The organism is Pseudomonas sp. ASL8, from assembly GCF_056680355.1.
The window spans coordinates 4,148,832-4,174,119 of sequence record NZ_CM155278.1 but is presented as its reverse complement, the minus strand read 5'-3'; the positions used below and the strand labels follow the sequence as shown (position 1 = coordinate 4,174,119).

The 25,288-nt window shown below is 56.4% G+C and carries 21 protein-coding genes; 11 read left to right on the top strand and 10 right to left on the bottom strand.

Features of this window, described 5'->3' with window-relative positions; genetic code table 11:
• Positions 1–115 precede the first annotated feature (115 nt).
• On the top strand, positions 116–649 hold the full coding sequence (gene phaR / locus AC1MEA_RS19120; protein ID WP_219059961.1) for a polyhydroxyalkanoate synthesis repressor PhaR: 534 nt from the start codon (positions 116–118) through the stop codon (positions 647–649).
• Between the two features lie 41 nt (positions 650–690).
• Here the strand turns inward: phaR and AC1MEA_RS19115 are convergent, their stop codons facing one another.
• Entirely contained in the window at positions 691–1,251 is a 561-nt protein-coding gene (locus AC1MEA_RS19115; protein WP_219059962.1) for a phasin family protein, read from the bottom strand.
• 263 nt (positions 1,252–1,514) lie between these two features.
• Here AC1MEA_RS19115 and AC1MEA_RS19110 point away from each other — a divergent pair, with 263 nt between their 5' ends.
• The 6 genes from AC1MEA_RS19110 (at position 1,515) to AC1MEA_RS19085 (ending at position 10,118) form a co-directional block, all read left to right on the top strand.
• Positions 1,515–3,935 carry a DUF3141 domain-containing protein gene (locus AC1MEA_RS19110; protein WP_480417085.1) on the top strand — a complete coding sequence of 807 codons (2,421 nt, stop codon included), beginning with the start codon at positions 1,515–1,517 and terminating at the stop codon, positions 3,933–3,935.
• A 417-nt stretch (positions 3,936–4,352) separates the two neighbouring features.
• The gene (gene phbB / locus AC1MEA_RS19105) at positions 4,353–5,099 is read left to right on the top strand and encodes an acetoacetyl-CoA reductase (RefSeq protein WP_449634074.1); all 747 of its coding nucleotides are present in this window, start codon (positions 4,353–4,355) and stop codon (positions 5,097–5,099) included.
• Positions 5,100–5,163: 64 nt separating this feature from the next.
• Positions 5,164–6,342 carry an acetyl-CoA C-acetyltransferase gene (locus tag AC1MEA_RS19100; protein WP_480417084.1) on the top strand — a complete coding sequence of 393 codons (1,179 nt, stop codon included), beginning with the start codon at positions 5,164–5,166 and terminating at the stop codon, positions 6,340–6,342.
• 85 nt (positions 6,343–6,427) lie between these two features.
• On the top strand, positions 6,428–8,131 hold the full coding sequence (gene phaC / locus AC1MEA_RS19095) for a class I poly(R)-hydroxyalkanoic acid synthase (protein WP_219059966.1): 1,704 nt from the start codon (positions 6,428–6,430) through the stop codon (positions 8,129–8,131).
• 313 nt (positions 8,132–8,444) lie between these two features.
• Positions 8,445–8,870 (top strand): potassium channel family protein, encoded by a 426-nt coding sequence (locus AC1MEA_RS19090; RefSeq protein WP_219059967.1) that lies wholly within the window; start codon positions 8,445–8,447, stop codon positions 8,868–8,870.
• Between the two features lie 126 nt (positions 8,871–8,996).
• Positions 8,997–10,118 carry an HDOD domain-containing protein gene (locus AC1MEA_RS19085; RefSeq protein ID WP_480417083.1) on the top strand — a complete coding sequence of 374 codons (1,122 nt, stop codon included), beginning with the start codon at positions 8,997–8,999 and terminating at the stop codon, positions 10,116–10,118.
• A 6-nt stretch (positions 10,119–10,124) separates the two neighbouring features.
• Here the strand turns inward: AC1MEA_RS19085 and AC1MEA_RS19080 are convergent, their stop codons facing one another.
• From AC1MEA_RS19080 to AC1MEA_RS19070, 3 genes are all read right to left on the bottom strand, one after another.
• On the bottom strand, positions 10,125–11,771 hold the full coding sequence (locus tag AC1MEA_RS19080; RefSeq protein ID WP_219059969.1) for a sensor domain-containing diguanylate cyclase: 1,647 nt from the start codon (positions 11,769–11,771) through the stop codon (positions 10,125–10,127).
• A 525-nt stretch (positions 11,772–12,296) separates the two neighbouring features.
• On the bottom strand, positions 12,297–13,631 hold the full coding sequence (locus AC1MEA_RS19075; protein WP_219059970.1) for a sensor histidine kinase: 1,335 nt from the start codon (positions 13,629–13,631) through the stop codon (positions 12,297–12,299).
• Positions 13,628–14,287: a response regulator gene (locus AC1MEA_RS19070; protein WP_219059971.1), complete on the bottom strand. Its 660-nt coding sequence runs from the start codon at positions 14,285–14,287 to the stop codon at positions 13,628–13,630. Before AC1MEA_RS19070 ends, AC1MEA_RS19075 begins: the two co-directional genes overlap by 4 nt.
• A 276-nt stretch (positions 14,288–14,563) precedes the next feature.
• On the opposite strand from AC1MEA_RS19070, the gene AC1MEA_RS19065 reads away from it, so the two are divergent.
• From AC1MEA_RS19065 to AC1MEA_RS19050, 4 genes are all read left to right on the top strand, one after another.
• The gene (locus AC1MEA_RS19065) at positions 14,564–15,034 is read left to right on the top strand and encodes a DUF2271 domain-containing protein (protein WP_219059972.1); all 471 of its coding nucleotides are present in this window, start codon (positions 14,564–14,566) and stop codon (positions 15,032–15,034) included.
• A 25-nt stretch (positions 15,035–15,059) separates the two neighbouring features.
• A complete protein-coding gene (locus AC1MEA_RS19060) occupies positions 15,060–17,285 on the top strand; it encodes a PepSY domain-containing protein (RefSeq protein WP_480417082.1) in 2,226 nt (741 codons plus the stop codon).
• Entirely contained in the window at positions 17,275–18,258 is a 984-nt protein-coding gene (locus AC1MEA_RS19055; RefSeq protein ID WP_480918172.1) for an FAD:protein FMN transferase, read from the top strand. The genes AC1MEA_RS19060 and AC1MEA_RS19055 overlap by 11 nt, the downstream gene beginning before the upstream one ends.
• 79 nt (positions 18,259–18,337) lie before the next feature.
• A complete protein-coding gene (locus tag AC1MEA_RS19050; protein WP_219059974.1) occupies positions 18,338–19,039 on the top strand; it encodes a VIT1/CCC1 transporter family protein in 702 nt (233 codons plus the stop codon).
• Between the two features lie 442 nt (positions 19,040–19,481).
• On the opposite strand, the gene AC1MEA_RS19045 is transcribed toward AC1MEA_RS19050, so the two are convergent.
• From AC1MEA_RS19045 to AC1MEA_RS19020, 6 genes are all read right to left on the bottom strand, one after another.
• Positions 19,482–20,162 (bottom strand): class I SAM-dependent methyltransferase, encoded by a 681-nt coding sequence (locus AC1MEA_RS19045; RefSeq protein ID WP_480417081.1) that lies wholly within the window; start codon positions 20,160–20,162, stop codon positions 19,482–19,484.
• Positions 20,163–20,369: 207 nt separating this feature from the next.
• Complete coding sequence (arsJ, locus tag AC1MEA_RS19040) at positions 20,370–21,611, bottom strand: organoarsenical effux MFS transporter ArsJ (RefSeq protein WP_480417080.1); 1,242 nt, start codon at positions 21,609–21,611, stop codon at positions 20,370–20,372.
• Positions 21,612–21,975: 364 nt separating this feature from the next.
• Positions 21,976–22,980, bottom strand: a complete 1,005-nt coding sequence (locus tag AC1MEA_RS19035) for an ArsJ-associated glyceraldehyde-3-phosphate dehydrogenase (RefSeq protein ID WP_480417079.1) — start codon at positions 22,978–22,980, stop codon at positions 21,976–21,978.
• Between the two features lie 90 nt (positions 22,981–23,070).
• Complete coding sequence (arsH, locus tag AC1MEA_RS19030) at positions 23,071–23,787, bottom strand: arsenical resistance protein ArsH (RefSeq protein WP_480417078.1); 717 nt, start codon at positions 23,785–23,787, stop codon at positions 23,071–23,073.
• The gene (gene arsB / locus AC1MEA_RS19025; RefSeq protein WP_480417077.1) at positions 23,780–24,853 is read right to left on the bottom strand and encodes an ACR3 family arsenite efflux transporter; all 1,074 of its coding nucleotides are present in this window, start codon (positions 24,851–24,853) and stop codon (positions 23,780–23,782) included. Before arsB ends, arsH begins: the two co-directional genes overlap by 8 nt.
• Positions 24,854–24,930: 77 nt before the next feature.
• Complete coding sequence (locus AC1MEA_RS19020) at positions 24,931–25,287, bottom strand: metalloregulator ArsR/SmtB family transcription factor (RefSeq protein ID WP_480417076.1); 357 nt, start codon at positions 25,285–25,287, stop codon at positions 24,931–24,933.
• Position 25,288 lies beyond the last annotated feature (1 nt).

Below are 25,288 nucleotides of genomic sequence, written 5' to 3'. Positions count from 1 at the left end.
CCGCGCCGTAGGCCTCAGTACCTGCGGGTTGAACCCTTGGCACCACTCCGATCCGCGGCAGTAGTCATAGTAGGATAAGATGCTTGCGAACTAGGCTCGCAATGAGAAGCCCCGCATGACAGATAACAGTCGGAGCAACACCCGCCTGATCAAGAAGTACCCCAATCGCCGCCTGTATGACACGTACACCAGCAGTCATTTGACGCTCGCGGATATACGCCAACTGGTCGTCGATAAAATCCCGTTCCAGGTGGTCGACGCCAAGACTGGCGAGGATCTGACTCGAAGCATTTTGCTTCAGGTGATTCTAGAAGCCGAAAGTGGCGGTGAACCGATTTTCTCCAGCGAGATGCTCATGGGGATTATCCAGTTCTATGGCCCCTTCCAGGGCGTCCTCGGCAGCTACCTGGATAAAAGCATCCAGACAGTCATCGATGTCCAGTCGCAGACGGGTGCGCAGTCCTCTGAGGCGTGGAGCGAGTTCATGCACCAGCAGGCACCGGTCATGCAGGATTTGATGCGCCAATATGTCGACCAATCGAAGGCACTCTACCTAAACACTCAAAACCTCTTCGGCTTGTTCGGCGGCACACCGCCAGGCCAGGCAGGACCAGGCGCCGGACGAAAAAAAAATGGCGATGGGGAGTGAACCCATCGCCATCAGCAAAGCTGTTCCAGCTTTGATTTGACTTACTTGCTACCGCCCGCCGCCTTGCCCGGTGCGGCTTTGCCAGCGGCGGTGGTCGCTGCGGTGAAACCGCTCTGGGCAATGTCAGCTGCCTGCTTGGCGGCTTTCTGTGCGTTTTCATAAACGCTACCGGCATTCGCCAGCGTCGATTTGAATGCGGCTACCACAGGCTCAGAGCCGGCCGGCGCATTTTTGCTCATCACTTCAATGAACTCTTGCACCTGCTGGGTGCCCGCCTCGACTTGCCCCTCAGTCAGCTTGGCGATTTCCGACTGTGTGCCGACAATCAATTCTTGCATTTGACGATTGAACTCAGCCAGGCGTTCGGCCTGTACATGCGGCTGAATAAAGGAAGCTTGCAGCTCCGCAAAGCCCTGAGGATCACGTACCGCCAGCAGCTTGCGAAAACCATCGAAGTATTCTTCGGTGGAAGCACGCAGAGTCTTGAACTGCAGTTGGCTAAGCTGCTCAACACTCGCGAAAACTTTGCCGCTGATTTGCTGCAGGAGGTCGAGGTTAGCTTTCTGAGCGTTTTGCAATTTTTCAGTATTAAACAAAGACATGCTTGAATCTCCTAGTACTGGAAGGCCGACATGGGCCTGAGGACGCGATAGCGATCCTGCTGAGTCATCGCGTTAGGCTTAATATTGCAGTGCACAATTTTATTTGGCAACCTTTTTTTGTGCGCCGCAAAAAAGCTTTGCCCCTTCCGCCTCTATTCGTTATAACCCCTCCATAAACCGAATAGATCGGCCAAACCAAATCCCTTCCTGAGCAATGAGGGCTGAGGCTAGCCGCTTCTCATGCACACCGCCAGGAGATCATCATGGATCATGACTATATTGTTGCGCCGCAGGATAAAGGGCTTTCCGTGAAGCACGATGTGCTCGAAAATCTAAGTCGCCTGCAACACATGAATACCTCGAACGTCCTCGACGCCTCGCGCCAGCGTCAGGAAAAAACCTTTACCCCTCTAATCCAGGGCCAGCTAACGCAACCCACGCTTGATGACTGGCAGGAGTACTTCGCCGACCTCAGCCAACGCAGCCTGCTGTTCTGGGACACCCTGCGCCAACGCGGCGACAACACACTGGCCCATGAGCGCGCCGGGTATCCATTGCTGCTCAAGTTCGATCATGAAACGCTGATCGCTGGCTCGGATCTCCCCCGCCCCGTCAACTACTCGCTATTAAGAATCCTCCCCGGGGCAGAGCAACGCATCGACAGCAGCAGCCAGCCAGTGATCATCATTGATCCGCGCGGCGGCCATGGCTCAGGCATTGGCGGCTTCAAACAAGATTCGGTAATAGGCGAAAGCCTCAGAGCTGGCCACCCCACCTACTTCATCGCCTTCAGTCACGCGCCCAATCCCGGGCAGACGCTGATGGATATCGTCGAAGCCGAAGCCCATTTCATCGAGGCCGTCAGCGCCCTCCATCCGGCCAGCAGCAAACCTGTTGTGGTCGGCAACTGCCAAGCCGGCTGGGCGTTAATGGGGTTAGCTGCAACACACCCGGAGCTGCCGGGATTGATCATCATCAACGGTGCCCCTTTGTCGTACTGGGCGGGTGTCAATGGTCGCAATCCGATGCGTTATACCGGCGGCCTGCTGGGCGGGGGCTGGACGACTCGCCTGGCCAGCGATCTGGGCAACGACCGTTTCGACGGCACCTGGCTGGTCAGTAACTTCGAGAACCTGGACCCCGCCAATACCTATTGGAACAAGTACTACCAGCTGTTCAGTCAAGTCGACAGCGAGGCTCCGCGCTTTCTCGATTTCGAACGCTGGTGGGGCAGCCCGGGCCTGCTGAATAGCGAAGAAATCGAAATGATTGTCGACAACCTTTTCATCGGCAACCATCTGTCTGGAGGACTCGGACGCAAGACCCTCGGGCTTGATCTGAAACAGATCGAAGTACCGGTGGTGGTGTTCTGTTCCTACGGAGACAACATCACATCCCCGCAACAAGCGTTGAACTGGATAACCGATGTCTATCCCAGCGATCTCGCTTTGCAGTGTGCCGGACGCACCATCGTCTACCTGCAGCACGCCAGCATCGGCCATCTGGGCATTTTCGTGTCCGGCAAGGTTGCCCGGCGCGAACACCGCGAGCTGCTCGGGGCTGTCGACGCCATCAATGCGCTGCCGTCGGGGCTGTATGAAATGCTGATCGAGGATATCCCTGACCCATCGGGCAGCGGTGATGCACGCTATCGCGTACGTTTCGAACCAAGGCGAATCGCCGATATCCATGAGGATGGTGAGCCAACGCGTGATGACGATCGCGAATTCGCACTGGTGGAGCGCGCCTCCGAAATCAATAGCTCGCTTTACGACTGGTTCGTACGCCCCTGGATGCGCCAGATGATCAATGAGCCCATCGCAGAACTGCTGCGCAAGGCGCACCCGTTCCATCAACAACAGGTGGTATGGAGCAGTCTGAATCCGGCACTGTGGTGGCTCGCCGGCACCGCCGCTCAAGTGCACAGCGATCGCCGCCCCGCCCGCAAAGACAACCCACTGCTGGCGTGGCAGGACCTGCTCTCCAACCAGATGCAGGACGCCCTCAACGCTTATCGTGATGTGCGTGACGCATCCCTGGAACTGTGTTTTTACGGTGTGTATGGAGGGTTAAGCGCCCTCGTTGACAAGCAGCCTGCGCGAAATCTTCAGGAGCATGCCGAGCAACAAGACAAGGTCCTGATCGAGCGCCTGCATGAGGCACTTGCCCTCGGCGGTAGACTGGAAGCGCTGGTACGCATACTTTTTCTGATCGGCCGCGACAGCAAGACAATCGACAAGCACCGCGTTGAGCAACTGATCCAGCAGGGCCCTGTGCCAGTCGAGCACTACATCGACCCCATTATCCTGCGCGAAACCATACGCCTGCAGAACCTGCTGGTCTTTGTTCACCCGGAAGAAAGCTTGCGCAGCCTGCCCTTGCTGCTCCCGGAAACCGAAGCACGCCAGCAGATCCTGGCGGCCGTGGCGCTATTAGTGCCTGAGCTGCTAACGACTATCGGTGCTGAAGGAAAACGCTGGCGTGAACTGCACTCGCTACTCGGCATCCCCCTGCCGGGCTCTAACCTGACCCCGCAGCCGCAGCCAAGTGAAGCCGATACAGCCAAGCAGATACCCCCTCCTGTAGCGACGCAGCCAGCACCGACACCCGCCACCACGGATGCAAGTCCAGCGCGCAAATCAGGGAGGGGAGCAAAAGGAATAAAACGGCCCAAGCCGGAATAACCCCGGGTTATTAACAGAGGCAACTCGTGCGCCGCGTCGGTCTTGTGTCAGACCGACCCTGCGACTGGAACAGACCAGGCGTTCGAGCGCCTTCTCCAGGTTAAAGCCGGACATTATCGTGTAGCGCAAGAGCGAACTTATCAGCGTTCGCCACAGCCGGAACTTGCGCCATCTATAGCGCCATGAATGATTTTTGGATCCAAAGTACGGGCAGAATAATTACCAGTTATTACCGCAAATGATAGTCATTATTCATTCAACTTCAAACACAGATACTACGCACTCTCAACCAAAGGACCAAAACGCCAGTTTGGCACCTTTGGACACTAAGCAGTCACCGCCAAACACTTCCTCATGCCCCGTCAATACAGAACAATTCACGTATTGCAGCGCAAAAATAGAGAAGGAAGTTAATGTATGGAATCGCGTAGTCGTATTGCAGTAGTCACAGGTGGGATGGGCGGTATTGGTACAGCTATCAGCCAGCGTCTGTACCAGGATGGATTTAGGGTCATTGTTGGCTGCAGTCCTAATTCCAGCCGAAAAAATGATTGGATAGCGAGTCAACTCGAAAGCGGCTATCACTTCGACTGCGTTGACACAGACATCAGCGACTGGGAATCAACCCGCAAAACGTTCGAACTGGTGCGCGAGATGTGCGGCCCGATCGACGTACTGGTCAACAATGCGGGTATTACTCGCGACGCCTCCTTTCGCAAGCTCACTCCCGAAGCCTGGAACGCCGTTATCGGGACTAACCTGAGCGGACTGTTCAATACCACCAAACAGGTCATTGAAGGGATGCTGGCGAAGGGCTGGGGGCGGATTATCAACATCTCCTCGATCAACGGCCAGCGCGGCCAATTCGGCCAGACCAACTACTCCGCCGCCAAGGCCGGGACCCACGGCTTCACCATGGCGCTTGCCCGTGAAGTCTCGGGCAAGGGTGTGACGGTCAACACCGTATCCCCTGGCTACATCCAGACCGATATGACTGCGGCGATTCGCCCGGACATTCTCGACGCCATGATCGCGGCAACGCCGGTCGGCCGCCTTGGCCTGCCCGCAGAAATCGCGTCAATCGTTGCCTGGCTGGCCTCCGAAGAGTCCGCTTACAGCACCGGTGCCGACTTCTCGGTAAACGGCGGCATGAACATGCAGTAGTCCCGTCAGCGCATGGATGCGCTGATCCTGCTCGACAAATTTTGCCTTACCAATGAGGTCATGCATGAACGAAGTCGTAATTGTTGCCGCCACTCGCACTGCGATAGGCAGCTTCCAGGGTGCTCTTGCCGGGATTCCCGCTACCGAGCTGGGCGCCGCCGTGATTCGCCACCTGCTAGAACAGACCGGCATTGATGCGGCCCAGATAGACGAGGTAATCCTCGGACAGGTGCTCAGTGCTGGCGCCGGACAAAACCCGGCACGCCAGACGGCAATCAAGGCAGGCTTGCCGCACACCACCCCCGCCCTGACCTTGAACAAGGTCTGCGGCTCCGGCCTCAAGGCGGTCCAACTCGCCGTTCAGGCGATCCGTTGCGGTGACGCGGAACTGGTGATCGCTGGCGGTCAGGAAAATATGAGCCTGGCGCCGTATGTCCTGCCCAAAGCACGCACAGGTCTGCGCATGGGTCATGCGCAACTGGTCGACAGCATGATCCAGGATGGTCTGTGGGATGCCTTCAACGACTATCACATGGGTATTACTGCCGAAAACCTGGCGCAAAAGTACAACATTGGCCGCGAGAAACAGGATGCCTTCGCCGCAGCCTCACAACAGAAAGCGGCAGCAGCCATTGAGTCTGGGCGCTTCAAGAGTGAAATAACCCCGATTCTGATTCCCCAGCGCAAGGGCAACCCGCTCGTCTTCGACACTGACGAACAGCCGCGCGTCGATAGCACAGCACAAGCCTTGGCAGCGCTCAAACCCGCCTTCCTGAAAGAAGGAACGGTGACCGCTGGCAATTCCTCCACCCTCAACGATGGCGCTGCCGTGTTGTTGCTGGCCAGTGCCGCCAAAGCAGAAGCCCTGGGTCTACCGATCCTGGCGCGGATCAAAGCTTATGCCAGCGCGGGTGTGGACCCGGCAATCATGGGTATCGGTCCGGTTCCGGCCACACGCCGCACACTGGAAAAAGCGGGTTGGAGCGTGGACGACCTTGATCTGATCGAGGCCAATGAAGCCTTTGCAGCCCAGTCGCTGGCAGTGGGTCAAGAGTTGGGCTGGGACACCAGCAAAGTCAACGTCAACGGCGGGGCCATTGCGCTTGGCCATCCGATCGGCGCGTCCGGAGCTCGAATACTGGTATCGCTGGTGCACGAACTGATCCGCCGCGACGGCAAAAAAGGTCTGGCCACCTTATGCATCGGCGGAGGTCAAGGCGTCGGCCTGGCCATCGAGCGCTAGCCCGCACTCCCACTGTTGCTGCACCGGACTCAGGCAGAGTCCGGTTTACTTTCTGCCCGGTTCACCGTCCCGGGCAAGGAGCTCTATGAACAATAATTCGCACGCTTTCAACACCTATTGGTCCGGCCAAGTTCCTTTTATCGCCTCTTTTGCGATGCAACAATTGCGTCAGTGGGTTAGCAGTAACGACTGGTTTTCAGGGCACGATCACACCCCCTGGTTCGAGGTGCCTCGTGAAACGCTGGACAACCTTCAGATGGATTACCAACGTCAATGGGGGCAACTAGGTCAACAACTGCTGACCGGCCAACCCTTCAACTTTGATGATCGCCGCTTCTCCAGCGGAAACTGGAACGAGCCACTGTTCGGCTCCCTCGCTGCTTTCTATTTACTCAATTCCAACTTCCTCTTGAAACTGCTCGACAGACTTCCGATCGAAGAAGAGAAACCGCGCCAACGTCTACGTTACCTGGTGGAACAAGCCATTGCCGCCAATGCGCCCAGCAATTTCCTGACCAGCAACCCTGATGCTCTCCAGCGGGTAGTTGAAACCCAGGGTGCCAGCCTGTTCACAGGCCTGATGCACTTGGCCAGCGACCTGCAGGAAGGCAAGATGCGCCAGTGTGACAGTGGCGCCTTCACGGTAGGTGTCGACCTCGCCATCACCCCGGGCGAAGTCGTATTCGAAAACGATATCTTCCAGCTCATTCAGTACTACCCGCAACGTGAAACGCAGTACTTGCGTCCTGTTTTCATCGTGCCGCCCTCGATTAACAAGTACTACATCCTCGACCTGCGCCCAGACAACTCTGTCGTTAAGCATCTGCTGGAACAAGGGCATCCCGTGTTCATGATGTCATGGCGCAACTTCGGCCCGGAACACGCGGAAATAACCTGGGACGACCTGGTTGAGCATGGCGTGATCAAGGCCTTGCAGCTGACGCGCGAGATCAGTGGAGAGCCGCGGCCCAACTGCGTGGGCTTCTGCATAGGCGGCACACTGCTGAGCACCGCCCTGGCAGTGCTCGCGGCGCGTGGCGATCACGAAATCGGCAGCGTGAGCCTCTTGACGACATTCCTCGACTACCTCGATACCGGACCGATCAGCGTGTTCGTCGACGAAAAGCTGGTGGCCTACCGCGAGCGCACTATCGGCGGTATGGACGGCCCATTTGGACTGTTTCATGGCAAGGACATGGGCAACACTTTTTCCATGCTTCGTCCCAACGACCTGTGGTGGAACTACAACGTCGACAAATACCTCAAGGGGAACAAACCCATTCCTCTGGATCTGCTGTTCTGGAATAACGACAGCACCAACCTCCCCGGTCCGATGTACTGTTGGTACCTGCGCCACACCTATCTGCAGAATGACCTGAAGTCAGGCGAACTGGAGTGTTGCGGAGTCAAACTCGACTTGCAGGCCATTGATGCACCCGCCTACATTCTTGCAACACATGATGACCATATCGTGCCATGGAGGAGCGCCTACGCCAGCACCGCCGTGCTTTCCGGGACCAAACGCTTTGTACTGGGCGCCTCCGGGCACATCGCTGGCGTCATCAATCCACCCGCGAAACAGAAACGCCATTATTGGACAAACAACCGAACCACGAAAAACCCCGACACCTGGTTCAAAGGTGCCGAACAGCAATCGGGGAGTTGGTGGAATGACTGGTTCGTCTGGCTGGCCAAACACTCCGGCGAACTCCAGCCTGCAGTGGCAGACATGGGCAATGCTCAATACCCGGCACTGGAACCGGCACCAGGCCGTTATGTAATGCAATGACAGATTGCTCTGGCAACCGGGACCCTGCTGTCTGAATCGATATAGCGCACAAGAGGTGGAGCCCGGTTCCGCCTCTATCAAGACGCATCAAGACGCAACCTCGCCCCTCGATCAAGACCCTGCCCCAACAGCGAACGCTTCAAAACAGGGGCTCGGATTACCCGGGCGTTCCTGATACCCAAACCGCTCTCGACAATCGAATTGTCCGCACGGCTGGAGAATCGCTGTCCTAACGCCCGACAACTTCAGGCCTGCTGTATGGCAATTCAACAGCAGCCCTGTTCAAATAGGCGTTTTAAATGCAGAGATGACGATGATAGCCCTTACAGCGCTGAACACCTTTATCGTCATGGCGTCCGTCTTCATCCACTATGAACTGCTGCTTCGCCTCAACTCGCTCATGCCGAGGTTGAAGGTCTGGCACCGTTTCAGGATAGTCTTTGGCGTACTGGGCGCACTCACTGCGCACGCCGTCGAAGTGTGGATTTTCGCCTTGGCCTATTACTTTATGATCGAGTCCGGTCATTGGGGTACGTTGAGGGGAGATTTTGATGGCAGCCTGATGGACTGTGTTTATTTTTCATTCACCACCTTCACCACGCTCGGTTTTGGTGACATCGAACCCCAAGGGGTTCTTAAGTTTCTGACCGGGCTTGAAGCACTGACAGGTTTGGTGCTGATTACATGGACGGCCTCCTTTCTTTTTATCGAAATGCAGAAATACTGGAAGACCGCTTAGTACGGGCATACGTTCGATGTCGTTATTTTACACCCCGCAGGGCAAACTCCTTAATGAAATCCGGCACATCATGATCTGTTCAGACGTCATTCATCCACACGCCTCTACCCCCCCGAAGGACGCAGCATGCAAGTCATGATTCTGGAAGATGATCCCTGGATCGCTGACATGCTTAAGCAGATTGTCCTGAGTATTTGCCCGGATGCGCCAATAGATCTCTTTAGCGAGGTGCTGGACGCCGACGAGGCATGCAAGCGAACGTCTTATCAGTTAGTGCTCGCGGACTGGAACCTCTCCGATTCGACCGGTGTCCGCCTGCTTCAAACCCTTCTAAATAATCGGCCCGCGCCCCTGGTAGTTGTTACTGGCCGCGCGGATCGAGAGAATGTGCTGGCTGCGCGCTCGCTAGGGATTAGTACCTTTATTAGTAAGCCCTTCCAGGTACCGCGTGTAGTGGCTCGTCTGAAAAAGCTATTACCCGACAGTGCAGAACGCTTACGCGCACCGCTGACGGAGCAAGACTTCATTGCCTTCCTTGGTTGCCTGTCCGCTGCGGAGCTCGATATACCCCTGCTGAGCAATGTCAAAGACACACTTCAACTGATCCTCAAAGGTGAAGAACTGGACCTGCGCGAACTTGTCGAGAGCTGGCAGTATGACCCGGCCTTGAGCGCCCATCTGGTCGCCGCGTCAAACAGCAGTGCCTATATCGGCGCTGGCCACCCCTATATGAGCCTGCCCGAGGCTTTGCAGCGTCTGGGCGGGCCGACCAGTTTGAACATGGCCTTGTGCCTGGCGTTGCGCCAGGCTAACGAGCAGAGCAGTCCTTTGGTGCAGACGCTGGCCCAGGTCCATCTGAACGACGCAGAAGCACTCAGTGATCGAGTCACGCGCTTGGCGCGGGAGTCCGGGGTTGATCCCGCGCCGCTCCAGTGCGCGGCCTTGCTGCACCGCATAGGAGAACTCTGCGTGGTCTATCAGGCTCAAGCCTGGGAGCACAAAGGCCACAGCCTCAGCGAGAGCGCACTGACGCAAGCCATGCGCGAGTTCAGCAACCCCTTTGCCATCAGCCTTAAAGCTCACTGGGGGCTGCCCATGGCCCTGCGGGACCTTATTGGCGCAGTCTACGTCCTGCCGCCAGCGCAATTTCGTCGAGAAAAAGTGCTTATGCGTTTGGCCGCAGCAGAAATCAATGGCGAGGAACCGCGCAGCCTGGAGCGCCTGCGACGCCTTGCGGGCCTTGCCTGATACGACTCACGGGGTCGTCTTCGACCCTCGCTGATCGGCAGATAACTCGTTCGATACCACAGTCAGGGCCTGTTCCGGCTGATGCAGCGCACTGGCTAAAACGACCCGATTACGGCCCGTTTGTTTTGCCGTGTAAAGCATGTTGTCTGCCATCTTCAAAACGTCGTCGACGCTGCCAGAGCTTAGCGGCCAGTGCGCAACACCCAGAGAGATAGTGATCGGCCCAACGGGGTCCATCCGCGCATCTTCTACTTGCTGTCGCAGACGCTCAGACACTCGCAGGGCTACCTCGGGTGACGTAGCTGGCAATAGGATAAGAAACTCTTCGCCACCCACCCGGCAGAGCACATCACCCTCTCGGGTATTGACACGCATCAACACCCCCAGGCGTCTGAGCACCTCATCACCTGCATCATGACCATAGCTATCGTTGACCCGCTTGAAGTGGTCGATATCGAGTGCCACGACAGCGAAAGGACGACGTTCGCGCTCCAATCGCTCTAATGCAATATCGAGCACGCGACGGTTATGCAGCCCAGTGAGTGAGTCTGTCTGCGCATCGCTAGTGAGTTTGCCGATCTTTGCGTGTAATAACCGTATGCCGACGAGCATCACGTGCTTGATTTGTGTTGATTCGTAGTACCACGATTTCACGCGCGCAATGCGCTCTGCCGCACCGGGTGACTCCATCTCTTGGGCACTGTCGGCCAGCTGCAACAGGGGGCGGGCAATCAGGCGTGCGAGCCACCAAATGACGATAAAACCCAGCACACTGAGCGGCAGCGTATTACGAAGTACATCCAGCATCAGATCATTAAGTGCGGTCAGTGTTGTATCCGTCTGCTTTTGCGCCACGATGCCCCAATGCGCTGAGGGTACGCTCGCATAACCGGCGAGCATATCGATGCCCTGACTATTCAGAAGGCGTTGTTTCCCGCTCTCTCCACGGATCACGGCCTCAATGGCCGGATTGTCACGCACCACCTGACCTACCCGCATCTGATCAGGGTGATACAGCAGTCGCTGGTTCTGATCTACCACGTAAATATAAGAGCCATCGTGATAATACTGCGCACCCAGCAAATCGTCCAAAATGCTCTTGTGCTTGAGATAAATTGTACCGCCGATGTAACCCAGGTAATGACCCTCACGATCAATGATCGGATGGGATATGAACACCACCAGGTTACCCGCAACAGAGACGTAAGGTTGGCTGATGAGTGGACGGCGCTTACTCAACGCCTCGACAGCACCGGGCGTGTTCAGCTTTCGCCCTTTGATTGGCAATGTTTCGGGCGAGACCGCACGCAACCAACCCTCTGCATCCGTAATCGCTATCGAGTTGAAGCTATTGGTCTGTAGCCGTAACCGGGTGGTCTCGCTTTGCAACGCTTGCGGATTATCAAGCTGCTCACTCAATAACCCGGCGCTGTAGGCCAACTGCTGCGTCACGGTAGTAAGAAACACTTCGGTGCTATTGGCCAGCTTGGCTGCATACACACGGTTGGATTCCAGCGTGCTGTCAATGAGCAACTGGCGCTGTACACAATAGCTTGCATACAGACTGTTGGTGAGCGTGAGAATGGCACTGAAAAACGCCAGAAAGAGAATCAGTCGTCTTAAGTTAATGCGAAAAAGGTGCTTGATTGACATACGCCAGCGCTCGGGCGGACACCCCGTTTAAACGTTGCGCCCTCAAATTATTTACGACAGAAAACACTCATCTGCCACTGTGTATTGGTCCCGACTGAGCACATCAGAGCTGTCGATATTCGCCGCCGCTGAAGCGGTTCTTGAATAGCACTTGAGTCGTAACTTTCTACGCGTGTAGCACGTGGTTAGCGCGTATAAATAATTGTAGCCAGCGTTCCTTGGGATGGCTTTACGATATCACTATACTGCGCTGGGTTATACCTATTTCATACTTCATATATCATCATTACACATACTCAGCCGACTGCATTTTGACGCCAATGATTAAGACGTAATAATTGGATCCAATCCTGTCTCGCCGCCGCAATCAATATGCACTCCGCGAACCAAGTGCTATTCACGGAAGTTATATTAATATGGCAACTTGTCGCCCGACGAAGTATCAAACCCGCTTCCGATGAAACGTTTAAGCCCCTCTTTATTTTATTAACGTTATCAGTGAACACCCAGTAAAGTCAGACTTCTTCATGGCCGCGCAAGCACAAACTGCACCCTAACTTCAAAGCCATCCTGTTTGTCTGTTGCGGGGGATGCGAGGCTCATTGTCGCCTCGACGCCTCGAACAATCGTTTGCGCAATTGCCAGTCCAAGACCGGAGCCGCTGGCCTCGCTGTTGCCTCGTACGAAGCGCTCGGTGAGACGCTCCAGAACCTGCGCAGGCACTGTCGAGCCCGCATTCACGACCTTTAAAAGCGCCTGACTCGACAAGCTCACCTCAATCGGCTGATCCGGCGCGCCATGCTTTAAAGCGTTCTCGATCAGATTGCGTAAAAGGATGGCGAAGGCGTCCGGGTCAATCGTTGATAACACTTCACCCTCCGCAGGCAGCGCTAAGTTAATCCGCTGCCCGGCAGTAGCGTTCAACTCTTCCGCTACATGGGCCAGCAGCGGGATAAGGTCTTGCGGGGCTTCCGATAGAAGCCCGCCCCCTTCTGCCTTGGCCAGTTGCATGAGCTTTTCCGAGAGCCGTGCCAACTCACGAAGCGAAGCCTCGATCTTTGCCGCCCGCACTTGCAACGGTCCGTCAGGTGCCTCGCGACGTAACCGCTGCATCTGTGCCAATGCCGCCGCCAACGGGGTACGTAGCTCATGGGCGCTATTGGCCGTAAAGCTGCGCTCAGCCTCCAGTGCCCGACGCAGTCGCTCCATCAGATGATTGACCGCTTCGGCCAGCGGATCGATTTCTGCGGGCAATTGAGACACTTTAATGGGGGATAAATCGCCGACCCCACGGGTCTCGATTGCGCGACGGTAAGCCAGGACGCTACGCAGACTGAAGTGAACCAATAACCAGGTTCCCAACAAGCTGATCGGGATGAGTATCAGCAATGGCAGGAGCAACGCGAGTAATGCTTCCTGCGCTGCTTCCCGGCGATGCGCCAATGGCTCGGCGACTTCGATAAAAACTGTTTCGCGCTGGGCGCTGACGGCATACAGGCGGTACTTGCCGGTAGTGGTAAAGCCCTCCATCGGCTGGGCATTGAATACACTCGGATCGGCATCGTGAGACTGCAACAACGTATTGCCCCTGGCATCCCGCACCAGATAGGTGAGGTATTCCTTATGCTCTCTCAGCCCCTCGATATGTTTCGACTCGCGAGACTCGCCACGATTACTGATTTCGAGTACGGCCAGGGGCAAAATCCGCTGCGCAGTTTCCTCCAGAGCGCTGTCGAAGGCCTCATTCAGCTCATGTTGCACAACCAGCCAGGCACCCGCTGTGCCCCCCAGCCAAAGCAATGTCATCCCCAGCGTCAGCCCAAGCCCCAGACGTTTTTGCAAACTGAAGGTAGTCTTCATAGGGGCATCAGCCGGTAGCCCATACCGCGGACGGTTTCAATCAAATCGCGCCCCAACTTCTTGCGCAAACGACTGATGTACACCTCGATAGTGTTGCTTTCGATCTCGGCACCGAACGCGTACAGGCGCTCTTCGAGCTGCGATTTCGACAGCAGCGCGCTGGGGCGCTGAATGAAGGCTTCCAGTAGAGCCCATTCGCGCGCAGTCAGATCCACAAGGGTGCCGACACGCTGAACGGTGCGAGCCGTCATGTCGATGACCAGCTCTCCCACTTTCAGCTGTGGATTGGGATTACCGCTGTAACGTCGCGCGACGGCGGCAACTCGAGCAGATAATTCAAACAGATCGAAGGGTTTTACCAGGTAGTCGTCGGCCCCCGCATTCAAACCGGCGATGCGCTCGGATATCTGGTCTTGAGCCGTAAGGATGATCACAGGCGTTACATCGCCAGCCGACCGCTGCTTGCGCAGGAAGTCCAGTCCGCGCCCGTCCGGGAGCATCAGATCCAGCAAAATGAGGTCATAGGCAGTCGTTCGTACGCTCGTCTCAGCGTGATCAAGCCGTTGCACCCAGTCCACCGCATGGCCGTCATCGGCAATTTGCTCACGCACTGCGTCCCCCAGCCCCACAGCGTCCTCAACCAACAAAACCCGCATATCAACCCCTTCTGTATTCGTTACCAGCGCTGCACGTTAACGGCTGCACCTGAATAAAACCTGAAGTACCGCTTTGAGCACGATTCAGGTGGCTGTCAGGGAGTCTCGCTAGGGTATGCGACAGAGACTCAAGCAGGAGAGAAATCATGCTCAGCAACCCAAGCGGCCTTGTCCTGCTGCTGAAAACTACCTGATCAACTTTTTTTCACGCCTTCAGGTTGCGTTCAGCTAGCGAGGCCAGTATTCCGCCACAACGCTCTAACAGGAAACCCCACCATGAAAATGATTGCTGCAGCAGTGTGTCTCGCCGGTGCCGTCGCCCTGCCAGGGTTAGCCCAGGCGCGTGAAGTGACCTTGACCACTCAGTTAAAGAACTACAACGGCAACGATGCTTATCTGGCGTTTTATGTCACCGATGCCAATGGCAACTATCAGAAAACCCTCTGGGTCGCCGGCAAGAAAGCCAAGTATTACAAACACCTTCCTGACTGGGCTCGCGGCAGCGGCTTGAAGTCCAGTGAGTTTGACGGGGTCAGTGGTGCCAGCGTCGGTAGCGGGCGCACCCTGAAAGTCAGTGTAGAACTGGCTGACACCCTGATTGATGCGGGCTATCAGATCCGCGTCGACAGCGCTGTCGAGAACAAACGCGAGGTTCGCGCTGACGTTGTCGTGCCGCTGACGACTAAAGATGCAGGCAAGCCCGCAACCGGCAATGGTTATGTAGAAACCTTTACCTACGACATGTGACTTCGGCACCTATTGGAGGCTGAACATGCTTCGCCAGTTTCATTCACTGCCCGGCCTTATCGCTGCCCTGCTGGTTATGGTATTGGCCATCAGCGGCGCGATCCTGTCAATTGATCCAGCCATAGAACGAATGAACGCAACTGTGCCCGCAGTCGGCCAATTGAACGTTGCCGAGCTGGCGGGCCGGGTGGCACATACCTATCCAGCGGTTGAACAAATTCGGCGCAGCGCTTCTGGCTCTATCATCGTTTACTACAACCAAGACGGTCAGGCGGGTGCCGAGCTTGTCGACCCCACGACCGGCCAGGGTATTGCGCCCTATGCACCGTCAGCATTCTCACGCTGGGTGAAAGACTTGCACAGGTCATTGTTACTGGGCACGCCCGGCCATGCGATGTCGGGTATTGGCGCCTTGGTGATGCTGATCCTGTCAGCCTCCGGCGCTGCATTGCTGGCAAGACGCCTGGGCGGCTGGAGACAGATCCTGCGCCCGCTGCAGGGCAGTTTCAGCCAACGCTGGCACGCTGAAGTCGGGCGCTTCGCGATCCTCGGTCTGCTGCTATCCGCGTTGACGGGGATGTACATGTCAGCGGTGATGTTCGAGTTCATCCCTGACGGAACCCAGCAGGAGCCGGCTTTCCCGAGCACCATGAGCGGCGGTCCGGCAGCGCCTGTCGAGACGTTGCCTGCGCTGCTGGCGACCGACCTTAATGATCTGCGCGAGCTGAACTACCCCAGCCCCGGCAACCCGACGGATGTGTTCTCGCTGCACACCGCCCAAGGCGACGGTTTTGTTGATCAAGCCAGTGGCGCGCTGCTGTCTTACCAGGCTCATGACAACGCCCGTGATGCCTATGAATTCATCTACCAGTTGCATACCGGCGAAGGCCTGTGGTGGCTTGGCCTGTTACTCGGCACTTGCGCGCTGAGCGTGCCATTGATGAGCGTCACAGGCGCCCTGCTCTGGTGGCGCCGCCGTCAGTCGATGCCACACATCAGTCACAACAGTGGCGCACAGTCCGCTGACACGGTGATTTTGGTGGGCAGCGAAAACAACGGTACCTGGGGGTTTGCGAAAACGTTGCATGAGGCCATGAACAAGGCGGGACACCGTGTGCACACCTCCACCATGAACCAACTGGCGACTGAGTACCGCAGTGCCGAGCGCCTGTTTATCCTGACCGCGACTACAGGCGACGGCGACGCACCAGCCTCCGCCAGACAGTTTCTCAAACGACTGGCGAACGTACCGGTAAAACCCGGCCTTGGCTTTGCCGTACTGGGCTTTGGCGACAAACAGTTTCCGAGCTTTTGTCAGTTCGCCAAGGACACGCAAGCCGCCATGCTTTCACGGGGCTGGCCTCAGTTGCTTGAACTTGAAACCATCAATCGACAATCAAGTCAGGAGTTCACCCGTTGGGGGCATGCCGTCGGCCAATTGATCGGCCATGAACTGACGCTTGTGCACACGCCCAGCCAGCCGCAAACCCGTACCTTGCAACTGGTGGAGCGCGTGGAATACGGCGAACAGGTCAAGGCACCCACGCACATTCTGCGTTTCAAAGCAGTCGCGCCCTCGCCAGCACCGAGTTGGCTGGCCCGCCTGCGCAAGGGGGATGGGTTGCCTCATTTCGAAGCGGGTGATCTGGTCGGGATTCTGCCGCCCGGAAGCGCTCTGCCGCGGTTCTACTCGCTGGCCAGTGGGTCAACCGATGGCATTCTGGAAATCTGCGTGCGCAAGCATCCTGACGGTCTGTGTTCCAGCCTCCTCCATGACGTGCCGATTGGCTCGCTGATTGAGGCATTCATACAGCCCAACCCAGACTTCCGCCCTGCCTCCGGGAGCGCTCCGGTCATACTCATCGGTGCGGGCACGGGTATCGGCCCTTTAGCAGGCTTCATCCGTAACAACACCGCCAGACACCCGATGCACCTTTATTGGGGGGGACGCAACCCGGCATCGGACTTCCTCTATGAGCCACAGCTCAATGGCTACCTGGCGGACCAGCGACTCACCGGGTTGCAAGCGGCTTTTTCACAAGTGCAGGATCGCAGCTATGTACAAGACCGCATCATCAGCGACGCCCTGCAGATGCGTCGTTTGATTGAAAAAGGCGCTCAGGTATTGGTGTGCGGCAGTCGCGAAATGGCGAAAAGCGTGATGCGCGCACTCGATGAAGTCCTGGCACCGCTTAACCTGACCGTGCTGACGCTCAAGGCACAAGGACGCTACCGTGAAGATGTCTACTGACTATCAGCCCTCCTCTGCCGAACGGCACAGCCTCAGCGGTGAGACCATGGGCTCGCGCTACACCGCGCTGTTCTATGCCAAGCCAGAGGTGAACCTGGCTGCCATTGGCAAGGGTCTGTTCGAGGCTGTCGACAAGGTGGATCGGCAGATGTCGACGTGGAAGCCAGAATCAGACCTCAACGTACTCAACGCTGCACCCGAGCAGGAGTGGTGTGCCCTGCCCAAAGAGCTGACCACCGTACTGACAACCGCTTTACGTATCAGCCAGCAATCCAGCGGCGCATTTGATATCGCAGTGGGCGATCTGGTGAATGCCTGGGGCTTCGGTCCCGGCGAGCATCAACCCACTGCACAACAGATCAGCGCGCTAAAACACCAGGTGCGGCTGCCTGCAACGCAAGCACTCGAGATAGATGCGCTTCGTGGTCAGGTCCGTAAACGTGCAGCAACGACGCTTGATCTCTCAGGTATTGCCAAAGGCTTTGGCGTGGATGAACTGGCACGCTGTCTGGACAGCTGGGGAATAACTAACTACCTGGTGGGGATTGACGGCGAAATGCGCTCACGCGGACTCAAACCTGACGGGCAGCCCTGGGTGGTTGCCATTGAAAGGCCCCGCCGGGGAACTCGCGAAGTCATGGGCGTGATGGAACTCAGCGACGCGGCCATTGCTACCTCCGGAGACTATCGGCATTGGGTCGAAGTTGATGGCCAGTTGTACTCACACACCATGCACCCTTCGCTTGGAACACCCCTGACCAATAAACTGGCTGCAGTGACCGTGGTTGCATCGAATTGCATGCTCGCCGATGCATGGGCCACTGCACTGATGGTACTCGGCGAAGAGGCCGGTCCTGAACTGGCACAAGCGCGGGGTATGGACGCATTGTTCGTATTACGTGAAGGGGAAGAAGCGTTCAGGGAAATATCCATTGTTGCCGGGCGCATTCAGACGACCCTTGAAACTCGCTAATAAAACATAGCCCCTTCACGCTCTTTATGCGCTACGTTATCTCCAGCATTGACGCCTTCTCTGCGAGCGTAATTCATAAATGAAGTTCATGCGCAAACATTCCGAGTCCCATAGAAGTGACCGCATTGGTTGGCTTCGCGCGGCCGTATTGGGTGCCAACGACGGAATTGTGTCGACCGCCAGTCTTTTAATCGGGGTTGCCGCCGCCCACGCCACACACAGTACTTTACTGGTGACCGGTATTGCGGGGCTGGTGGCAGGCGCCATGTCCATGGCCGCTGGAGAATATGTTTCCGTGCACTCTCAGGCCGATACCGAACGAGCCGATCTAGTGCGCGAGCAAACCGAGCTTGCAACGAATCCGCTTGCTGAACATTCTGAGTTGGCGTCCATTTACATGGCTCGCGGTATTGAACCTGATCTCGCCAGGACAGTGGCGACGCAATTAATGGCACACGACGCACTGGGCTCACACGCTCGGGACGAGCTTGGGATTTCTGACGCACTCAGCGCAAAACCGCTGCAGGCCGCGCTGGCCTCGGCGGCCAGTTTTTTTGTCGGCGCAGCCTTGCCGCTGATTGTTACGTTTATTGCACCCGCTCAAAGCGTTATCCCGTGGATATCAGGGATGTCACTTCTATTTCTGGCAACACTCGGCGGTATAGCGGCGAAAGCCGGAGGCGCCAGCGTTCCAACAGGCGCGTGGCGAGTGACCTTCTGGGGGGCGCTTGCCATGGCTGTTACCGCGCTGGTGGGCACCTCGTTCGGTGCAGTTGTCTAATAATTCATACGCCAAAAAAAAGGGAGCCGAGGCTCCCTTTCTTAAACGACTGATATGCCAGATATACGTGATCTGTCACTCAGGTGTCAGGCGGTGGTATTGATTCTCGTGCCCACACTGCCAGAGGTTGCTTTAGGCATCTCTACTTCGCCTGCTTTGCTACCGTCGTGATCGCCGTCACTGTCCATTGCAACAGTTTTGACCTGTTGAGCGGACACAGGGGCAGGTCGAATGATAGGCGTACTCGTCGAACTTCCAATTGCAGATGTCATATACATCTCCGATAACTATCGAGTGAGTGCAATAATTTAATTGCCACTAAATGTAACTCAATCGGAGTGAAATTTATGTCAATTGGCCATACCCTGTTTTTCAAGGCGTTCATTAATGCACTGCAACTGCGAGTGTTGGCCCGCAGCTCGATGTTTGCTGGATGACTCTATCAATCCTTGCGCAAAACGTAGACTCTCCACATGGCATACAAGGGAATGAAGTCGAGACGTTCCTGAATACGAAATCCCGCCTCTTTGAACTCGCGTTCGGCAGTTTCCCTTGGGATAACGAAACGATTTTGATAATCACCCTTATCTCCCCGTGCGCGCCGACGTGCCTCTTGACGTTTACGCTTCCAGGATTTGAAGTTGCCATCCACCCACAAGGAAATGATGACCGTTTCCCGGGTAACTCGATAGAACTCTTTGAGCATCGCCAATCGGTGTTGCGGGTCGCCTATATGGTGCAGCAAACGCATGCAGAAAATGCTGTCTACCGAATTGTCGGGCAAGTCGATCTCAAATGCTGACGTTTGCAAGGCACGTACGCGCTTGACCACCTCGGCCGATTGCGATTTGCAGGCGGTCTCGATCATGTCCGCAGAGTTATCCGCGCCGATAATGACTCGATTAGGTTTTTCCGCCAACAACGGCCAGAACCGCCCCGCTCCGCAAGGGAGATCAAGAACCAGTCCCGGCTCACCGGCCACAGAAAGTGCCTTGCGAGCCAGTTGTTCGTCCCGCAGGTGAGACAGCCTGCGAGCAAGCCCATCCCGATGTTTCAAAAAATACTGCTGCGCATGCTCCTGATCGTACTTTTCAGAAAACTTCAGCTTGATGGGGTCGCTCATGATGCTCTCCAATTGCTCATGGGTCGTACGCTACTTAACCATTAGTCGCAGAGAGGTCAAACGTGTGTGAAAGATTTGTGAGCCCCCCGCGACGTCGACGTGTTATCCACGACCAAAAATCGTCATCAGCGCCACCGGCGCACATTAAGAAACCTCTTCATGCCGAGCTAGTCAGGTATGTCTCGGTTTTCGGGTCAGCAACTGCATTCAGCGCAGTATGTCGAGGCGTACCCTTTTCTTGGCATGCCTGGGCAGAGCAATGGAAATCAACGCGGCGAGCAGCACAAAAGCGCTCGATATCCACAAGCACGCACTCAACCCGTACACCTGGTAAATCCATCCCGAGAGGACCGTGCCGATCAAGCGACCCATGGCGTTGGACATGTAGTAGAAACCTACATCCAGCGAGACGCCGTCTTCCTTGGCGTAGGAGACGATCAGGTAACTGTGCAGCGATGAGTTCACTGCGAACAGGACGCCAAAGACCATCAGCCCACCCAACAGAACGACGTGCTCGGACAACCCAGTGTTCAACCCCAAGGCAATAGCCCCTGGCAGAAGCGCCAGCGGAAGCGCCCAGAGAAAAGCCGCTCGACCATCAGGCACACGCCCGTTTTTCTTGCCGGTGATGCTTGGCGCGAACGACTGCACGATGCCGTAGCCAATCACCCACGCCGCAAGAAAACCACCGACCTTCCAGACGTCCCAGCCAAAGACTGTACTGAGATAGACCGGCAATGCGACGACAAACCAGACATCCCGAGCACCAAACAAAAACATCCGTGCTGCCGACAGGATATTGATCGCACGGCTCTTGGAAAGGATCTCCCGGAACTTGGGTTTGGCCTTGGCTTTGCCCAAGTCTTTCTTGAGCAAGATCAGACTGCTGATCCAGATCAGCCCCAACACAATGGCCATGGCCAACACGGCGCCCTTGAATCCAATGGCTGCCAGCAGAGCACCGCCCAGAAAGAAACCGACGCCCTTGAGCGCATTTTTCGAGCCGGTGAGGATGGCGATCCACTGGTAGAGCTTGCCTTGTTGTCCATCGGGCACCAGCAGCTTGATCGAGCTTTTGGCGCTCATTTTGTTCAGGTCTTTGGCAATCCCCGACAGCGCCTGGGCGCCCATCACCCAAGGAATCGTCAGCCAGACCGAGGGCACTGTCAGCATCAACAGTGCCACGACCTGAATGGCCAAACCAATATTCATGGTCCGGTTCAGGCCCAATCGGGCCCCAAGGTAGCCACCCACGAGGTTGGTGACCACGCCAAAGAATTCATAGAACAAAAACAGCGCCGCAATCTGAAGCGGGCTGTAGCCCAATGCGTGAAAGTGCAGCACCACCAACATGCGCAACGCGCCATCGGTGAGGGTGAAGGCCCAGTAATTACCCGTGACGAGCAGGTACTGCCGCACTTCTGGAGCGAGGGCTGACAACGCGTTCATGATTGATCCTATCAGGCAACCTGTAGCCAATTGAAAAATAAAGAATAAGTGTTATTAAATTTTCAGCCAAACGCTGACCCCCTGTAGAAGCGCGCTTGCCCGCGATCGGCTGCGAAGCAGTCGCAAATGGGTTGGCGCCGATGTCGCAGAAAAGCCCTTCGGTCTTTATCGCGGGCAAGCGCACTCCTACAAATAATCAATTTATTTCAGTTAGTTACGTGTTGCTTGATAAGAGCAGGCTTGCAACTACGCGTCCCGCTGCGAAGGCGGCTAACCTGACACACCACTAAACGATCACACCACACAAATCAAAACCAGTTTGCTGCGCGACAGCGCGGCGTCGAGGACAGGGTGGCACCGCCTATCAGACGGCCAGACCGACCATTTTCGCCAGTTCGACCGTACGGTTGGCATAGCCCCATTCGTTGTCGTACCACGCGTAGATTTTTACCTGAGTGCCATTGATGACCATGGTCGACAGCGCATCAATAATCGAAGAGCGCGGATCGGTACGGTAGTCGATGGACACCAACGGACGCTCCTCGTAGCCGAGGATGTCTTTCAGTTCATTCTCGGAGGCGTCCTTCAGCAGTTGATTCACTTCTTCTGCGGTCGTGGCGCGTTCAACTTCAAACACACAATCAGTCAGCGACGCGTTAGCCAACGGCACCCGCACGGCGTGACCATTCAGGCGTCCGCGCAATTCCGGAAATATTTCGGCGATGGCCGTGGCCGAGCCGGTGCTGGTCGGGATCAAGCTCATCCCGGAAGCACGCGCACGGCGCAGATCCTTGTGCGGCTGATCGAGAATGCTCTGGGTGTTGGTCAGGTCATGAATGGTGGTGATTGAGCCGTGACGGATTCCCAGCTTTTCGTGAATCACTTTCACTACCGGAGCCAGGCAGTTCGTGGTGCACGACGCGGCGGTCACGATGCGATGTTGCGCAGGATCGAACAGGTGGTGATTGACGCCCATCACGATATTCAACGCGCCGCTTTCCTTCACCGGGGCACTGACCACAACGCGCTTCACGCCTTGGTCCAGGTAGCCCTGAAGGACCGCAACGGTTTTCATTTTTCCGCTGGCTTCGATCACCAGATCACAGCCCGACCAATCGGTATCGGCGATTGCCTTATTGGCGCTGACCTTGATCCGCTTACCGTCGATGACAATGCACTCGCCCTCGGAATCGGCCTGGTAATTCCAACGGCCATGCACCGAGTCGAAGTTGAGCAGGTGCGCGTGGGTCGCTGCATCACCGGCCGGGTCATTGATCTGCACGAATTCAAACTCTGGCCAGCTCCAGGCTGCTCGCAGCGCGAGACGGCCGATCCGACCGAAACCATTGATACCCACTTTGATAGCCATGTCTTTGCTCCATATAACTGATGTTAGTGGGAGTCCGACCTGCGCGTGCCGAACGTGCCCAATATTGGTTATCACGCGGTGAAACTGTCCTCAGATAGAACGCTGATTAACCCGGTCCATGAGTGCTTCCGCCGACTCCTTGCGCTCGGAATAGCGATCAACCAGATAGTCCTGGCGGTCGCGCAGCAGCAGCGTGAACTTCACCAGCTCCTCCATCACGTCGACGACACGGTCATAGAAGGGAGAGGGTTTCATGCGCCCGTTCTCGTCGAACTCCAGATAGACTTTCGGTACAGACGATTGATTAGGGATGGTGAACATCCGCATCCAGCGCCCAAGTACACGCAGTTGATTGACCACGTTGAATGACTGCGAACCACCACACACCTGCATGACCGCCAGGGTTTTACCCTGGGTCGGGCGGACTGCGCCCATGGCCAACGGGACCCAGTCGATCTGTGCCTTGAATACGGCGCTCATTGAGCCGTGACGCTCGGGTGAGCACCAGACTTGCCCTTCCGACCACAGCATCAGCTCGCGCAGCTGTTGAACCTGCGGGTGGTCGTCGGCCACGTCATCGGGTAATGGCAAGCCTGATGGATTGAAGACCCGTGTTTCGGCGCCCATGCGTTGCAGCAGGCGAGCCGCCTCCTCTACCAGCAAGCGGCTGAAGGAGCGCTCACGCGTCGATCCATACAGCAGCAGGATGCGTGGTTTATGGGTGGACTTCAGCTCGATCCCCAGTTTGTCTGCCGAAGGTAATTCAATCAGGTCGGCGTCAAGCTGGGGGTTGTGGTCGTCATACATAGTCGTTGTCCTGCGCAGCTGCGCTCTTGGATTCATCGAACCAGCGGCGTTTAAGCCACAGCGCTACACCCACTAAAGAAATCAGCACCGGCACTTCCACGAGCGGGCCAATCACCGTGGCAAAAGCGACCGGAGACGCCAGGCCAAAGGTAGCGATGGCCACCGCAATCGCGAGCTCGAAGTTATTGCTCGCAGCGGTAAAAGCCAGAGCCGTGGTACGTGGATAATCCGCCTTGAGCAGCTTGCCCATGCAGAAACTGAGAAAGAACATCACGACAAAGTAGATCGTCAGCGGGATCGCGATGCGCAGCACGTCCAGCGGCAATTGCAGCACCTTGTCGCCCTTGAGGCTGAACATGGCGATGATGGTCAATAGCAATGCCACCAGGGTCAGCGGGCTGATCTTCGGAATGAAGCGTTCTTGATACCAAGCGTCGCCCTTGCGTGCGATCAGCATCCTGCGGGTCAGAAAACCGGCCAGGAATGGCACGCCCAGATAGATCAGAACCGACTCGGCGATGCTGATGAAGCTGGTCTCGATCACGCTGCCTTGTAACCCGAACAGTGGCGGCAGGAGGCCAAGAAACACCCAGGCATACAGACTGAAAAACAGAATCTGGAAGATGCTGTTGAAGGCCACTAATCCGGCGACATATTGGTTGTTGCCTCCTGCGATCTGATTCCAGACCAGCACCATGGCGATGCAACGTGCTAGGCCGATGAGGATCAATCCGGTCATGTATTCCGGCTTGTCGCTCAGGAAGACAATGGCCAAAGCGAACATCAATATCGGTCCGACAACCCAGTTCTGGATCAGGGACAAAGCAAGGATGCGCTTGTCTTTGAAGACTTCTGGCAGTTCTTCATAACGAACTTTGGCCAGGGGCGGATACATCATCACGATCAAACCGATGGCGATCGGGATGTTGGTGCTGCCCACCGAGAGACTGTTGAGCCACTGCGGCCAGCCTTCGAACAGGCTTCCCAGCCCGATGCCGAACGCCATGGCCAAGAAAATCCACAGGGTCAGGTATCGGTCCAGAAAGGAAAGGCGGCTTTTACTCATGACATATCTCCTACTGTTAAAGCGTACCGATCAGGGCTAGCTCAGCCTTGAGCTGTTCGGCGCTCAACGTGGATGGATCAGCAGCAGGCTGCGGCGCGCGTCGGGCGGTCGCCCATTTCATCAAGGCGTTTCGCGTCAGGGCTCAACCAGTGTTTGTTGGCCGCCAGTACGGTGGTCAGAACGCCGCGCACCCAATCAGGCAGGTTCGGGTGCAGGCGGTAATACACCCATTGACCTTGCCGACGATCCGCCAGCAGTCCGCAATTGCGCAGTTGGGCCAAGTGCCGGGAGACCTTGGGCTGGCTCTCATTGAGCGCGCAGGTCAGTTCGCAGACGCAGAGTTCACCGTCGCGGGCGACCAGCAGCATCATGCGCACTCGATTGTCGTCAGCCAGGCATTTAAAAACAGTGGTGGGTGTCAGAGGATCGGTCATG